Genomic DNA, 15,816 nt, shown 5'->3' with positions numbered 1-15,816 from the left:
CCCCGGACCACGGGGCCGGCGAGACCGCCGTCCTTCCTAGGCTGCCGTCTTCGCAGGGCGCCCAGCCCGCTTCCGGGTGCCGCCCGGCTCCGCCTGCCTCGCCGCCCGATGCCGTTTTCTGCGTGGTCCGCATCTCCCGGATGCTCCGGGGGACCGGCGCGTCGCGCGGCTCATCCGTCCCCGGCCCCGGCTGCGGACGCGGCTGATCCGGTCCCGGTCGCCGTAATCCGGCGACCGGCCGTCCGCGCACGGCCACCTCCGGGGCCGCGCCTCCGTCCCAGCCCTCCCGGGCGTCCGAGCGCTCCGAGCGAACGGGAGCCGGAGCACCCCTCCCGCCACCCGGACGCCGGAACGCCGGAACGCCGGAACGCCGGACGCCGGACGCCGGAACGCCGGAACGCCGGAACCCCCGGTGGTCCGGCCCGTGCTCACAGAGTGTGGCGGCGGGCGCGCAGGGCCAGGGAGAGGGCCAGGACCGTCTGGGGGTCGTCCAGATCGGTGCCGAGGAGTTCGGAGATGCGGGCCAGGCGGTTGTAGAGGGTCTGTCGGTTGAGATGGAGTTCACGGGCCGTCTCCGCCTTGCGGCCCGCATGGGCGAGGAACGTCTGGAGGGTGGGCAGCAACGGCGGGCGGGACGTGCGGTCGTGCTCCAGGAGCGGGCCGACCGCGCGGCCCACGAAAGCGGCGAGGTCCGGGTGGTCCCGCAGCCGCCACAGCAGCAGGTCGATGTCGAGGCGGCGGGCGTCGTACCAGGGACGGTCGGGCAGTCCCTGAGCCGCCGCCGCGGTCTCCGCCGCGTGCCGCAGGCCCGCCGAGGCCGCCGCCCAGCCGCCGGGGACGCCGACCACGACCACCGGCGGATGGACCCCGGCCCGGGGCGCACCCGCCATCCCGGCCCGTTCCAGGCCGGCGCGCAGCGCGGCCGCGACGCGGTCGGCCACGGCCGTACGCTCCGACTCCGAGCGCAGCCCCAGCAGCAGCGGCACCCGGCCCTCGACGGGGCGCACCCCGAGGAGTACCGGAACCCCGACCGAGGCCAGCTCCTCCAGCACCGCCCGGGCCAGCAGCGCCCAGTTGCCCGACGGGGAGAGCTCGGGCGCGAGCCGCATCACCACCGGCAGCAGCGGACCGTCGCCGGGCCGGAAGCCCAGGACCTTCGCCTGGGCGGGCGCGTCGTCGGCCGCGATGCGGCCCTCGGCGAGATCCGTGAGGAAGTCGCCGCGGCCGCGCGCCGCCAGCTCCTCCTCCTGCCGGGCCTGCATGAGGACGACCGCGAGCACCCCGGCCGCCCGCTCGGCCGCCATGCGGTGCACCGGGAGGAGCGGCCCGGACGCGGCGAGCAGTACGAGGCGCGCCCGGACCGCCCCGGCCCCGAGCCCGCCGCCGGGCACGTCCACGAGCACCGATCCCGACGGTGGTCCCGCCTCCCGCGCCGACCGCTGGCCGCGCAGCCCCTCCCACACCTGCAGCGGATCCGCCGCGGCCGGACCGGTGCCGGTGCCCGCGGCGTACAGCAGCCGGCCGTCGGCGGTCTCCAGGAACACCGGGTTGGCGGTGAAGTCGGCCAGGAGGCGCAGTACCTGGGGGATCCCGCCGCCCTCGAGGAGGGCCTGGGTGCACTGCCGGTACACCTCTTCCGCCTGCTGGAGCAGGGCGTAGTGCCCGTTGACGATCTCGGTGTGGACCTCCTCGGTCACCGAGACGAAGGGGACCTCTCGATGGAGCTGGATCAGCGGCAGTCCGGCCGTCCTGGCGGCCTCGACGATACTCGCGGGGAGCCGGGTGAAACGGGGGCCGAGTTCCACGACGAGCGCCGCGATGCCCCGGTCCGCGAGCCGGTGGACGAAGGCGCGCTGCTCGGCCGGCCGGGTGCCCAGACCGAGCCCCGTCGTCAGCAGCAGCTCGCCGCCCTTGAGCAGCGAGGCGATGTTGGGCACCTCGCCGGCGTGCACCCAGCGCACGGTGCGGTTCAGCCGGTCCGCTCCGGCGACGACCTCCGGGAGCCCGCCGCGCAGCGCGGGCAGTTCGATCGCCCGCTGCACCGTGATCCCGCCCTGTGTTTCCATTGCCGGGACGCTACCTGGGCGAAAGTTCGAAGGACAACTGTCAGCCCGGCTTGATGTTGTGGTTCCGCCGGAACACGTTGTCGGGGTCGTAAGCGGCCTTGACGGCGGCGAGCCGCCGGTAGTTCTCGGCGCCGAATCCGGCCACCACACGGTCCCGGCCCTCGTCGCCGATGAAGTTCAGGTACACCTGCCCGACGGACCAGGGCATGACATCGGCCCGGGCGTCACGGACCCACTGCCGGCCGCGCTCGTCGTCCGCCGGGTCCTCCCAGATGCCGAAGGGATGGAGGACCCAGGCCGCGGTGCGCCACGGCAGCGGCCAGCCCGGGTCGCCGCGGCCGAGCGCCCCGCCCATCGGGAAGAGGATGTGCTGGGAGTTGGACGGCACGATCATGCTGTCGGTGCGGGCGCAGAAGACGTCCACCGCCGGGTCGGGCAGGGCCCGCAGATACTCCGCCGACCAGTAGTTCCGCAGGCCGGGCGGGTCGTCGATCATGCACTGGAGCTCGGCGTACGGAAGCTCCATCAGGACCTCGGCCTCATGGCCGAGACCGAGCAGCGGCGCCGCGGCCTTGCGCAGCTCCGGCTCCGTACCGGCATAGGTCACCAGCGCCAGGGCCACGGCCCGCCCCACCAGGTGCCCGGGCATGAAGTCCTCGGGCGGGCCCGTGAGGCAGATGAAGCCGCCGCCCATCTCGTCGGGCGCGGACTCCAGCAGATCCCGGTACACCGGGAGCACCTCCGCCGCGCGCGCCGCCGGGAAGAACAGGAACGCGACGGACATGGCGGGCAGCGGGTGCAGCCGCAGCGTCAGCGACGTGGCCACGCCGAAGTTCCCGCCGCCGCCGTGCAGGGCCCAGAACAGCTCCGGGTTCTCCTCCTCGCTCGCGTGCACCTCGGTGCCGTCTGCCGTCACCAGGTCCACGGCCAGGAGGTTGTCGCAGGCGAGGCCGAACTTCCGCTCCAGCCAGCCCGATCCGCCGCCGAGCGTGAAGCCGCCCAGACCGGTGGTGGAGGCCCGTCCGCCCGTGGTGGCCAGCGCGTACGGCTGGGTGGCCCGGTCCAGATCGCTCATGGTGGCGCCGCCGCCGGCACGGGCGGTACGGGCGTCCGGGTCCACCGTGACGGCGTGCATGCGCCGCAGATCGATCACGAGGCCGCCGTCGGTGGTCGCCGGCCCGGCGACGCCGTGGCCGCCACCGCGGACGGCCGGTTCGAGATCGTGTTCGCGGGCGAAGCGGATCGCCGTCGCGACGTCGGCCGCGGACTCGCACTGGACGATCACCGAGGGCCGTCGGTCGATCATTGCGTTGAAGAGCGCCCGGGCCTCGTCGTAACCGGCGTCGCCCGGGGTGATGGCCTCACCGGCCAGGGATGCGCGGAGTCCCGTCAGGGCCGGCTCCGCGAACGGTTGGGGCGCCATGATGCCCCCTTCCGGGGCGCGAGCAGGACCTTCTCATCGTAGGTACGAGCGGTCCCGCGGCGCACATCCGCGGAAGGGGGCGGGCGTCAGCCGCCGTACGCGCCGGACGCGGTGAGCCGCAGCGCGGTGTCGATCAGGGGGACATGGCTGAACGCCTGCGGGAAGTTGCCCACCTGGCGCTGGAGCCGGGGGTCCCACTCCTCGGCGAGCAGCCCGAGGTCGTTCCGCAGCGACAGCAGCTTCTCGAACAGCCGGCGTGCCTCGTCGACGCGGCCGATCATCGCCAGGTCGTCCGCGAGCCAGAACGAGCAGGCGAGGAACGCTCCCTCGTCGCCCTCGAGCCCGTCGACGCCGGCCTCGTCGCCCGCCGTCGGATAGCGCAGCACGAAGCCGTCCGGCGTGGACAGCTCCCGCTGGATCGCCTCGATGGTGCCGATGACGCGCTTGTCGTCCGGCGGCAGGAAGCCCATCTGGGGGATGAGCAGCAGCGAGGCGTCGAGCTCCTTGGAGCCGTAGGACTGCGTGAAGGTGTTGCGCTCCTTGTCGTAGCCCTTCTCGCACACGTCGCGGTGGATCTCGTCGCGCAGCTCGCGCCAGCGGTCCAGCGGGCCGTCCGCGTCGCCGGACTCGATGAGCTTGATCGTGCGGTCGACGGCGACCCACGCCATCACCTTGGAGTGCACGAAGTGCCGGCGCGGACCGCGGACCTCCCAGATGCCCTCGTCGGGCTGGTCCCAGTGGTCCTCCAGGTACCGGATCAGCCTCAGCTGGAGCACCGAGGCGTAGTCGTTGCGCGACAGGCCCGTCATATGGGCCAGGTGCAGGGCCTCGGTGACCTCGCCGTAGACGTCCAGCTGGAGCTGGTTCGCGGCGCCGTTGCCGACCCGGACCGGCGCGGAGCCCTCGTAGCCGGGCAGCCAGTCCAGCTCCGCCTCACCGAGCTCCCGCTCGCCGGCGATGCCGTACATGATCTGCAGGTTCTCCGGGTCGCCGGCGACGGCGCGCAGCAGCCACTCGCGCCAGGCCCGGGCCTCCTCGCGGTAGCCGGTGCGCAGCAGCGAGGAGAGGGTGATGGCGGCGTCGCGCAGCCAGGTGTAGCGGTAGTCCCAGTTCCGTACGCCGCCGATCTCCTCGGGCAGCGAGGTGGTGGGCGCGGCGACGATGCCGCCGGTGGGGGCGTACGTGAGGGCCTTCAGAGTGATCAGCGAGCGGACCACCGACTCACGGTAGGGCCCGTGGTACGTACAGTGCTCGACCCACTCGCGCCAGAACTCCTCGGTGGCCTCCAGCGACCCCTCGGGGTCGGGCAGCGCGGGCGGCTGGTGGTGGGACGGCTGCCAGCTGATGGTGAAGGCGAGCCGGTCACCGGGGGAGACCGTGAAGTCGGAGTAGGTGGTCAGGTCCTGGCCGTAGGTGTCGGCGGAGGTGTCCAGCCACACCGAGTCGGGGCCCGCGACGGCGACCGTGCGGTTGTCGACCTTGTGCACCCAGGGCACGACCCGGCCGTAGCTGAACCGCATCCGCAGGGCCGACCGCATGGGCACCCGACCGCTGACGCCTTCCACGATCCGGATCAGCTGGGGCGCGCCGTCACGGGGCGGCATGAAATCCGTTACGCGGACCGTGCCGCGTGGCGTGTCCCACTCCGATTCCAGGATCAGCGAGTCGCCCCGGTACCGGCGGCGGCTGGCCGTCGGCGGCTCCGCGTCGGCCGGGTACGCCGGCCCGAGACGCCAGAATCCGTGCTCCTCGGTGCCGAGAAGACCTGCGAAGACGGCATGCGAGTCGAAGCGGGGAAGGCACAGCCAGTCGACTGTGCCGTCCCGGCAGACCAGGGCAGCGGTCTGCATGTCTCCGATGAGTGCGTAGTCCTCGATGCGCCCGGCCACGTGGATCTCCAGTCGAACGGCCACGTCCGCCCAGCGTGGCACTTACTGCGGTCAAGGGGGTCAATCGGTCGATGACGAGCTCGCTCCGGGAAGGGTGTCCCACCCAGGCGAAACTGTGAGGGAAGGGCGGGGGTGGTGCCGTTCACCGGCCTGGCTCGGCAGCGATATTCCGAATCAAGTGTCCGAGCAGGATACGACGCACCCCGGTGATCCGCGCGATGCTCTCGACAATGCATCGCGGCCGAACGGGTGAGCGCCTGGTGAACCCCGGTGGAGCCCGCTGAAGGCCATCATGCCCTGTGTGGCCGGAAGCAGTCTCCCCCGGGCGCTGATACCCTGGTAGCCCGTGGACCGGTGGTGCCCCCACTAGGGATGGCGGCCCCCGAACCGCAGCGACGGCACCCCAGGTGATCCCCGGATGTTCCCTGTGGGGCGCCGTTACGCACGACCACCTCGCGACCACGGGAGCCCCCTCTTGGCCATGCCGGCTCGATCCTCGACATCTACGACGACCAAGCACATCTTCGTCACCGGGGGTGTCGCCTCCTCCCTCGGCAAGGGCCTGACCGCCTCCAGCCTGGGCGCTCTCCTCAAGGCGCGGGGCCTGCGGGTCACCATGCAGAAGCTCGACCCGTACCTGAACGTCGACCCGGGGACGATGAACCCGTTCCAGCACGGTGAGGTGTTCGTCACCAACGACGGCGCCGAGACCGACCTGGACATCGGCCACTACGAGCGCTTCCTCGACGTCGACCTGGACGGCTCCGCGAACGTCACCACCGGCCAGGTGTACTCGACCGTGATCGCCAAGGAGCGGCGCGGGGAGTACCTGGGCGACACGGTCCAGGTGATCCCGCACATCACCAACGAGATCAAGCACCGCATCCGCCGCATGGCCACCGACGACGTCGACGTCGTCATCACCGAGGTCGGCGGCACGGTCGGCGACATCGAGTCGCTGCCGTTCCTGGAGACCGTCCGCCAGGTCCGCCACGAGGTCGGCCGGGACAACGTCTTCGTCGTGCACATCTCGCTGCTGCCGTACATCGGGCCGTCCGGGGAACTGAAGACCAAGCCGACCCAGCACTCCGTCGCGGCGCTGCGGAACATCGGTATCCAGCCGGACGCCATCGTGCTGCGCGCCGACCGCGAGGTCCCCACCGCCATCAAGCGCAAGATCTCGCTGATGTGCGACGTCGACGAGGCGGCCGTGGTCGCGGCCATCGACGCCAAGTCGATCTACGACATCCCGAAGGTGCTGCACACCGAGGGCCTGGACGCCTACGTCGTGCGCAAGCTCGACCTGCCGTTCCGCGACGTCGACTGGACGATCTGGGACGACCTGCTGGACCGCGTGCACAACCCCGACCATGAGGTCAGTGTCGCGCTCGTCGGCAAGTACATCGACCTGCCGGACGCCTATCTGTCGGTGACCGAGGCCATGCGGGCCGGCGGTTTCGCGAACAAGGCCCGGGTCAAGGTGAAGTGGGTCACGTCCGACGACTGCCGCACGCCCGCCGGCGCGCAGAAGCAGCTCGGCGACGTCGACGCGATCCTGATCCCGGGCGGCTTCGGCGAGCGCGGTGTCGACGGCAAGGTCGGCGCGATCCAGTACGCCCGCGAGAACAAGATCCCGCTGCTCGGCCTCTGCCTCGGCCTGCAGTGCATCGTGATCGAGGCCGCGCGCAACCTGGCCGGGATCCCCGACGCCAACTCCACGGAGTTCGACGCGGGCACCGCCCACCCCGTCGTCTCCACGATGGAGGAGCAGCTGGCGTACGTGGAGGGCGCGGGCGACCTCGGCGGAACGATGCGTCTCGGCCTCTACCCGGCGAAGCTCGCCGAGGGCTCCATCGTCCGCGAGGTCTACGCGAACGAGCCGTACGTCGAGGAGCGCCACCGCCACCGCTACGAGGTGAACAACGCCTACCGCGCCGAGCTGGAGAAGAAGGCGGGCATCGTGTTCTCCGGAACCTCTCCGGACAACAAGCTCGTCGAGTACGTCGAGTACCCGCGCGAGGTGCACCCGTACCTGGTCGCGACCCAGGCCCACCCGGAGCTCCGCTCCCGCCCGACCCGTCCGCACCCGCTCTTCGCGGGCCTGGTGAAGGCGGCCGTCGAGCGGAAGACCGCGGCGCAGGGCGCAGGGCACAAGACGGGCAAGTAAGGCAAAGGCATTACGGTGGGCCGGGGCACGGGACGGGAGAGGTCCCGCGCCCCGGTTCCGGCGTTTGGGAGGACGCACATGACCATCAAGGACGCCCCCGAGGAGTGGCGGGTCACCGCGACCGCGACGCCGTTCAGGGGCAACAAGACGAGTGTCCGTACCGACGACGTGGTCATGCCCGACGGCTCCGTCGTGCGCCGCGACTACCAGGTGCACCCGGGGTCGGTGGCGGTGCTCGCGCTCGACGAGGACGACCGGGTCCTGGTGCTGCGCCAGTACCGGCACCCCGTGCGCCAGAAGCTCTGGGAGATCCCGGCCGGTCTCCTCGACGTCCCCGGTGAGAACCCGCTGACCGCGGCCCAGCGCGAGCTGTACGAGGAAGCGCACGTCAAGGCCGTCGACTGGCGGGTCCTCGCGGACGTCTACACCACACCGGGCGGCTGCGACGAGGCCGTGCGGATCTTCCTGGCCCGCGATCTGTCCGAGGCGGAGGGCGAGCGCTTCCAGGTCTCCGAGGAGGAGGCCGACATGGAGCTGGCCCGGGTCCCCCTCGGGGACCTGGTGCGCGGCGTGCTCGCCGGCGATCTGCACAACAACTGCCTGGTGGTCGGCGTCCTGTCGCTCACCGCGGCGCTCACGGGCGACGGCCTGGACGCCCTCCGCCCCGCCGAGGCCCCGTGGCCGGCCCGCCCCTTCGAGGCGTAGGTCCCCACGGTCACGGCGGCGCCCCGGCCCGGGGCGCCGCCGTGACCGCCGGAGCGCGCGTCACGGGTGCGGTGTGACCATCCGCTCATCCGATCGAGGGATCCTCCCGCCGCGCTCCGCCGCGCTCTCCCCGTTTCGGCGAGATGCCTGAATTACGCTCGGAGCGCCCGCCCGGGCACCCGGCGCGGGCTCGGCTCGTACGGTGACGGACTGGGGAGCGTGGCCCGTGACGGAACAGGCGGTGGACTTCGAGGAGCCCTCGTCCGAGAACCGCCCGTCGCAGGCAGGGCCCGTGTCCGAGGAACGGGCCGGTCATGGGACCGTTGGCCCTGTGGGTGGGCAATTCATCGGGCGCCAGCGGGAATTGAAGGCGCTGCGGGCCGACATCGAACGGGCCGGACTCGACACGATCTCCGGGCGGAAGGCGCCGCGTGCCCGGGTGCTGCTCGTCGCCGGGCGGCCCGGCTCCGGGAGGACCGCGCTCGCCGCCGAACTGACGCGGCAGCTGGCCGACGAGTACCCGGACGGGGTGCTGTGGGCCAGGCTCACCGAGGCCGGCGGCGAACCCGTCCCCACCGACCGCACCGCCCGCGGACTGCTGGAGACGCTCGGCGTCGGCACGCCGGCGGGCGCAGACGAGGACCTGCTCACCGAGATGGTCCGGGAGGCCCTCGCGGTGCGGCGGTGCGTGCTCGTGCTGGACGACGCGGCCGACGCGGAGCAGGTGGACCCGCTGCTGCCGGACAACCCGGACTGCCTCGTCGTCGCCGTCTCCCAGGGCCCGCTCACGGGGATCCCCGACGTCCGGCCGTGCACCATCGGCGGCATGGACGCCAAGTCGGCGATCGAGCTGCTGAGCCGCTTCACCGGCTCGGTGCGGGTCACCGTCGACCCCCAGGCCGCCGAGTCGCTGGTCGAGCAGTGCGGCGGACAGCCCGCCGCGATGGTGCTGGTCGGCGGCTGGCTCGCGGCCCGTCCCAAGGCGTCGGTCGCCGACGCGACGAAGCAGCTGCGCGGGTTGCACGACGACCCGGAGGCACCCGTCGGGGCCCGGCCCCTCGCCCGGGCCTTCCGGCTCGTGCACGACTCGCTCCCGCAGTCCGCGGCGCGGCTGCTGCGGCTGCTCGCCCTCGCCCCCGCCGGGCTGGTGGACGCCCACATCGCGTCCGCGCTGGCCGGCTGCTCGGTGTCGGCGGCCGGCTCGACCCTGGACGACTTCGCCGCGCTCGGACTCCTGCACGCCGTCGTCGGGACGCAGCAGGCGAACGAGCCGGTGGGGAGCGAGCGGTACGAGGTGCCCGGCTGCCTCGCCCCGCTGCTGCTCGCGCTGGTGACCGAGGAGGAACGGCCCGCGGATGTGCAGCTCGCGCGGGCCCGGATGCTGGAGCGGACCGTACGGCTGCTGCAGTCCTGCCGCGCCGTCACCGAACCCGAGGGATCCACGGCCCGCAAGAAGCTCGCGGGGCTGCCGCGGGCCCTGCGCTTCTCCACCACCGGGGCCGCCGGGGCCTGGCTGGACGCACGCCGGCCCGCGCTGCTCGGCGCCGCCCGGATCGCGGTGGCCGACGGGGAGCTGGACACCCTGGCCCGGCGGCTGATCGCCGCGCTGGTCCGGGCCCTGGTCGCGCACCACGGCACCGAGTCCGCCGCGCCCGAGCTCTACGGACTCCACCAGCTCGTGCTGGACGTGGCCGTGCGCCGCGAACTGCACCGGGAGCAGGCCGCCGCGCTGCTGAACCTGGCCGACCTGGATGCCCGGACGGGGCGGACAGAGGACGCATTGGTGCGGTATCGGGCGGCTCTGGACGCCGGGCGGCGCGGAAACGACCCGTACGCCCTGGCCCGGGCCATGGAATCCGTAGGCGGTGCCTACCAGGAGCTGGGGGACTGGGAGCGGGCGGCGGACTGGTACGGGCGGGCCCTCTCCCAGCGGCTCGCCCGGGGCGAGCGTGCCGACGAGGCCCGGCTGTACGGCCGGCTGGGCGGCGTGCACACCTATGCCGGGCGCTACGGGGAGGCGCTCCGCAGCTGGCGCGCCGCCGCGGCCGGATACCGGCGCCTCGGCGATCTGTCCGGTCACGCACGGGCGTTGAGCGAGGCGGGCCGGGTCCAGGAGTACGCGGGACGTCCGGAGGAGTCGCTGCGCACCTGCGAGGAGGCCGTGGCCTGGGCGCGCCGGGCCGGGGATGTGCGGCTCCAGGCCGCGCTCCAGCTGCGGCTGGCCGACACCCTGGACCGTCTCGGCGACGCCGCCGCGGCCGGACTGCACCGTTCCGCCGCTGAGCGACTGCTGGGAGGCGACGTTTCCGGCCTACGAAATCCGTAGTGTTCTCGTCAGAGAAATTTGCTTTGCAAGGCTAGACAGCTGGAAGTCCTTCATTAGACTGGCTCTGCCGGGTGTCGCCCCGGTCCATCCGATACGCCCGGCGTATCCGGGTAACTATGGAATTGCACGAGAATCCCCCTGAGTCAAGGACCGTGATCGACGTGAAGGTCGGCATCCCCCGCGAGGTCAAGAACAACGAGTTCCGGGTGGCCATCACCCCCGCCGGTGTGCACGAGCTCGTGCGCAACGGCCACCAGGTCTTCATCGAGGCGAACGCCGGGGTCGGCTCCTCGATCACGGACGAGGAGTTCGTCGCCGCGGGCGGGCGGATCCTGCCCACCGCGGACGAGGTCTGGGCCACCGCCGACATGGTGCTCAAGGTCAAGGAGCCCATTGCGGAGGAGTACCACCGCATGCGCAAGGACCAGGTGCTCTTCACCTACCTGCACCTTGCCGCCTCCAAGGAGTGCACGGACGCCCTGATCGAGTCCGGCACCACCGCCATCGCCTACGAGACGGTCGAGCTCCCCAACCGCGCCCTGCCGCTCCTCGCTCCGATGTCCGAGGTCGCGGGCCGGCTGGCCCCGCAGGTCGGCGCCTACCACCTGATGCGCCCGGCCGGCGGCCGCGGCGTGCTGCCGGGCGGCGTCCCGGGCGTGACCCCGGCGAAGGCGGTCGTCATCGGCGGCGGCGTCTCCGGCTGGAACGCCACGCAGATCGCCATCGGCATGGGCTTCGAGGTGACGCTGCTGGACCGCGACATCAACAAGCTGCGCGAGGCCGACAAGATCTTCGGTACGAAGGTCAAGGCCGTCATGTCCAACTCCTTCGAGCTGGAGAAGGCCGTCCTCGACGCCGACCTCGTCATCGGCGCGGTCCTCATCCCCGGCGCCAAGGCCCCGAAGCTGGTCACCAACGAGCTCGTCTCCCGGATGAAGCCGGGAAGTGTCCTTGTCGACATTGCGATCGACCAGGGCGGCTGCTTCGAGGACTCGCGTCCGACCACGCACGCCGAGCCGACCTTCCGGGTCCACAACTCGGTCTTCTACTGCGTCGCCAACATGCCCGGCGCCGTGCCGAACACCTCCACCAACGCGCTCACCAACGCCACGCTCCCGTACGTCGTGTCGCTGGCGAACAACGGCTGGGCCGAGGCGCTCCGCCGCGACCCCGCGCTGGCCAAGGGCCTCAACGTCCATGAGGGCCAGGTCGTTTACAAGGAGGTCGCCGAGGCGCACGGCCTCGAGTCCGTCGAGCTGAACACGCTGCTCGGCTGACGCGCGACGGCAACCGACCGCCCCGTCAACCGGGGTCGTCAACATCACGTATCCGGCCGGACCTTGAGGAGCAAGGTCCGGCCGGACGTGTGTCCGGCCGGCGCGGCCCGCTCGCTCAACTCGCCTTGAACGTAACCCTTCAACCGATTCGCACACCCGCGAACGGCGCGGAACGGCTGCTGTGCACCCTTGACAGCGGGGTGTTCGGTTGCCGACACATCGGGCCGGGTCCGGCGGATTGTGTTGCTGCGGACCGGTGACACGCCATAGAGTCGCCAACCGTCGGCATGGTGCCACGCTGACCTATCGATAAGTTTCCTGGTCACGTCCAAGGAGGTAAGACGACTTGTGAATGAGTCGACATTTTCTCCCGGGGGCGGTCAACCAGGAGTGCTCCCGGTGCGCCCCACGGGCGTGGAGGTACCCCCGACGCCGGGCCCGGCGCCCTCGTCCGGCCTCGAAGCTGTCGGCTCCGTCGCTGTCCGTACCTTCGCGACTCACCAGCACATGACGACGACAGCCCACACGATGAAGATGATGGACGGCCAACACGTGAACGCCATGGCCGGCAACGAGAGTGGCCGAGAGTCCACCCACTTCGCCGACTACGACGAGGTGCCCGAGGGGCACTTCTACGACCCTGACGCCGAGTACGAGCCCGATCCGGAGTACGCGGCCACGCTCGCGCCCGACGCGGCCCGCCAGCGCCGCGAGCGCATCGGCCCGACCGGGCGCCCGCTGCCGTACTTCCCGATCCCGGGCCCGCTCACCGACCACGGCCCCGCGAAGATCATCGCGATGTGCAACCAGAAGGGCGGCGTCGGCAAGACGACGTCGACCATCAACCTGGGTGCCGCGCTCGCGGAGTACGGACGCCGCGTCCTGCTCGTCGACTTCGACCCGCAGGGCGCGCTGTCGGTCGGCCTCGGCGTGAACCCGATGGAGCTCGACCTCACCGTCTACAACCTGCTCATGGAGCGGGGCATGTCCGCGGACGAGGTCCTGCTGAAGACCGCCGTGCCCAACATGGACCTGCTGCCGAGCAACATCGACCTCTCGGCGGCGGAGGTCCAGCTCGTGAGCGAGGTCGCGCGCGAGTCGACGCTGCAGCGCGCCCTCAAGCCGCTGATGCAGGACTACGACTACATCGTGATCGACTGTCAGCCGTCGCTCGGCCTGCTGACGGTGAACGCCCTGACGGCGGCTCACAAGGTCATCGTGCCGCTGGAGTGCGAGTTCTTCGCGCTGCGCGGCGTCGCCCTGCTCACCGAGACGATCGAGAAGGTCCAGGAGCGGCTCAACCCGGAACTGGAACTCGACGGCATCCTGGCCACGATGTACGACTCGCGCACGGTGCACAGCCGCGAGGTGCTGGCGCGGGTGGTCGAGGCGTTCGACGACCACGTCTACCACACGGTCATCGGGCGCACGGTGCGCTTCCCGGAGACGACGGTCGCCGGTGAGCCCATCACCACGTACGCCTCCAACTCCGTCGGCGCCGCCGCCTACCGCCAGCTCGCCAGGGAGGTGCTCGCCCGGTGTCACGCCGAGTGAGTCTGCCCGGAGCCGACGAACTGTTCCGTACGACCGGGGGCATGGGGCTGCAGTCCTCGTCCCCGAGGCGGGGCCAGGCGGGGGCGAACGGCGAGGCCCGGGTTCCGGCGCCGGCCGGTGAGAGCGACCCGGTGGAGTCGCCTCCGGCCGCGCAGCAGACCCCGCCGCCGTCGTCCGGGGCGGGCGCCTCGGCGGCTTCCGAGGAGCACTCCCCGGCCGGGGAGGCGGAGGCCGCCGAACCGCGGAGCCGCGGGACGGACGGCGACCAGCCGGGCGCGGCGGCGCAGTCGGCGCCGAAGGGCCGGCGTCCGCAGGAGGCCGCCGCCCCGCGCCGCCGGGGACGCGCGGCGGGCCGCCGGCCCAGCGGCCGGGAACGGCACGACGAGAAGATCACGGTCTATGTCTCGGCCGAGGAACTGATGGACCTCGAGCACGCCCGGCTGGTGCTGCGCGGCGAACACGGGCTGGCCGTGGACCGCGGGCGCATCGTCCGCGAAGCGGTGGCGGTCGTCCTGGCGGACCTGGAGTCCCGGGGCGACGCGAGCATCCTGGTGCGGCGCCTGCGCGGTCGCTGACGGGGTAGCCTGCGCGCGACGTTCCTTCCGCTCCCTGGACCACGATGCCGCCGACCGACCCCGCCGCCCCCCGGCCCCCGGCCCGCACGCCCCGTCGCACGCTGGGCCGCGGCCCGGGGACGGCACCCCTGCCGCCGGCGGACCCCGGCGGCGCCTCGGAGGCGCTCCCGGAGGCCGGTACGGATCCCACGGCCCCCGGCAAGGCCCCGGGCCGCGGCGACGAACCCGGCGAGACGCCTTCCGGCCCTGAGCGGGACGCGGAGTCCGACGGGGAGGGGGAGCCCGGCCCGGAGTCCGGCGACCCCGCCGCCGCACCGGCCGCTCGGCGGACTCCGCCTGCGGCCGCCGTGGGGATCCCGGCCCCGGACCAGGTGCCGGCGCCCCAGCTCCCGGATCCCCGGCTTCCGGCTCCTCACTTCCCGGCTCCTCAGTTCCCGGGCCGGATCCCGGCTCCCCCCGAGGGTCCGGACGGGGTCCCGGCTTCGACTGCCGTACCCAGTCGAGTTCCTCCCGCTCCTGCCGTGGACCACGACGCCGTCGACCACGACGGCACCGACCGCGGCACCGTGCCGGGAGGGTCCGAGGAGGCCACCAGGACGGGGGCGGCGCCACCGCCCCGCGCGGGCGGACCCAGCGGTGCCCCGGACGTGTCCGGGGGCGTGGAAGAGGCGTCCGCACGGACCGGGCGGGCCACGGAGCGCGATGCGGACGCTTCCGGGCGTACGGAGGGGCCGGAGCGGTCGGAGCGGGAAGAACGGCCCGAGCGGGCCTCCGGGTCCGGCGCCCCGGTGTCCGCCGCCGCTCCCGCCGACGGGGGACAGGTCCCCGCCCCGGTCGCCGAGGCCCACCCACCCGCGCCGGAGGCCGTCGCGGAGGAGGCCGCCGAGCCCGTCGACGACGGCCGGTTCACGGTACGGCTCGCGAACTTCGAGGGGCCGTTCGACCTGCTGCTGCAGCTGATCTCGAAGCACAAGCTCGATGTCACCGAGGTCGCCCTCTCCAAGGTCACCGATGAGTTCATGGCGCACATCCGCGCCATGGGACCCGACTGGGACCTCGACCAGACCACCGAGTTCCTCGTCGTCGCCGCGACCCTGCTGGACCTGAAGGCCGCCCGGCTGCTGCCGGCCGCCGAGGTGGAGGACGAGGCGGATCTCGCGCTGCTGGAGGCGCGGGACCTGCTGTTCGCCCGGCTGCTCCAGTACCGCGCGTACAAGCAGGTCGCGGAGATCTTCAGCAACAGGCTCGACGCGGAGTCCCGGCGGTACCCCCGTACCGTCGGCCTGGAGGACCACCACGCCGAGCTGCTCCCCGACGTCGTCATCAGCATCGGCCCCGAGGGCTTCGCCCGGCTCGCGGTCAAGGCGATGCAGCCCAAGCCGAAGCCGCAGGTGTACGTGGACCACATCCACGCGCCCCTCGTGAGCGTGCGCGAGCAGGCCGAGGTCGTCGTGGGCCTGCTGCGCGAGCGCGGCAGGGCGAGCTTCCGGGAGCTGACCGACGGGGTGACGGACACCCTCACCGTGGTCGCCCGCTTCCTCGCCCTGCTGGAGCTCTATCGTGAGAAGGCCGTCGTCCTGGACCAGGAGGACGCCCTGGGGGAGCTGGTGGTCACCTGGGCCGGTGGCGAGGCCGACGCGCACGTCACCGACGAGTTCGACCGGGCTCCCGAGAGCATGGAGGAGAAGGCGTGAGCGACGACCTCGAGCGGCCGGCCGTGCCCGGGACCCTTACCGCCTCCGGGCCCGAGGGCGGCGGCGCGGACGGAAATGCCGGCACGGCCGGGGCCGGGGACCCGGCCGGGACCCGCTCCGCGCTCAGGCCCGCCCTCGAG

Annotated in this window: 10 protein-coding genes; 7 read left to right on the top strand and 3 right to left on the bottom strand. The window is 72.6% G+C overall.

Going from position 1 to position 15,816, the window contains the following annotated elements; translation table 11 throughout:
* Positions 1–428: 428 nt before the first annotated feature.
* From QRN89_RS07145 to QRN89_RS07135, 3 genes are all read right to left on the bottom strand, one after another.
* Positions 429–2,066 carry a PucR family transcriptional regulator gene (locus QRN89_RS07145; protein ID WP_290348505.1) on the bottom strand — a complete coding sequence of 546 codons (1,638 nt, stop codon included), beginning with the start codon at positions 2,064–2,066 and terminating at the stop codon, positions 429–431.
* A gap of 40 nt (positions 2,067–2,106) precedes the next feature.
* Complete coding sequence (locus QRN89_RS07140; protein WP_290348504.1) at positions 2,107–3,489, bottom strand: FAD-binding oxidoreductase; 1,383 nt, start codon at positions 3,487–3,489, stop codon at positions 2,107–2,109.
* An 86-nt stretch (positions 3,490–3,575) separates the two neighbouring features.
* A complete protein-coding gene (locus QRN89_RS07135) occupies positions 3,576–5,378 on the bottom strand; it encodes a glycoside hydrolase family 15 protein (RefSeq protein ID WP_290353604.1) in 1,803 nt (600 codons plus the stop codon).
* 481 nt (positions 5,379–5,859) lie between these two features.
* On the opposite strand from QRN89_RS07135, the gene pyrG reads away from it, so the two are divergent.
* The 7 genes from pyrG (at position 5,860) to QRN89_RS07100 (ending at position 15,676) form a co-directional block, all read left to right on the top strand.
* Positions 5,860–7,545: a CTP synthase gene (gene pyrG / locus QRN89_RS07130; RefSeq protein ID WP_290348503.1), complete on the top strand. Its 1,686-nt coding sequence runs from the start codon at positions 5,860–5,862 to the stop codon at positions 7,543–7,545.
* Positions 7,546–7,623: 78 nt separating this feature from the next.
* Positions 7,624–8,250 (top strand): NUDIX domain-containing protein, encoded by a 627-nt coding sequence (locus QRN89_RS07125; protein ID WP_290348502.1) that lies wholly within the window; start codon positions 7,624–7,626, stop codon positions 8,248–8,250.
* 226 nt (positions 8,251–8,476) lie between these two features.
* A complete protein-coding gene (locus tag QRN89_RS07120) occupies positions 8,477–10,576 on the top strand; it encodes a tetratricopeptide repeat protein (protein WP_356948610.1) in 2,100 nt (699 codons plus the stop codon).
* A gap of 161 nt (positions 10,577–10,737) precedes the next feature.
* Complete coding sequence (ald, locus tag QRN89_RS07115) at positions 10,738–11,853, top strand: alanine dehydrogenase (RefSeq protein ID WP_290353603.1); 1,116 nt, start codon at positions 10,738–10,740, stop codon at positions 11,851–11,853.
* A gap of 399 nt (positions 11,854–12,252) precedes the next feature.
* Positions 12,253–13,407 (top strand): ParA family protein, encoded by a 1,155-nt coding sequence (locus QRN89_RS07110; RefSeq protein ID WP_384074478.1) that lies wholly within the window; start codon positions 12,253–12,255, stop codon positions 13,405–13,407.
* Positions 13,404–13,982 (top strand): hypothetical protein, encoded by a 579-nt coding sequence (locus tag QRN89_RS07105; RefSeq protein WP_290353601.1) that lies wholly within the window; start codon positions 13,404–13,406, stop codon positions 13,980–13,982. Before QRN89_RS07110 ends, QRN89_RS07105 begins: the two co-directional genes overlap by 4 nt.
* A gap of 521 nt (positions 13,983–14,503) precedes the next feature.
* Entirely contained in the window at positions 14,504–15,676 is a 1,173-nt protein-coding gene (locus tag QRN89_RS07100; RefSeq protein WP_390702021.1) for a segregation and condensation protein A, read from the top strand.
* The last annotated feature ends 140 nt before the right edge of the window (positions 15,677–15,816 follow it).

Source organism: Streptomyces sp. HUAS CB01 (assembly GCF_030406905.1).
In the GTDB taxonomy this organism is placed as follows: domain Bacteria; phylum Actinomycetota; class Actinomycetes; order Streptomycetales; family Streptomycetaceae; genus Streptomyces; species Streptomyces chengbuensis.
This window is presented reverse-complemented; position numbering and strand designations above follow the sequence as displayed.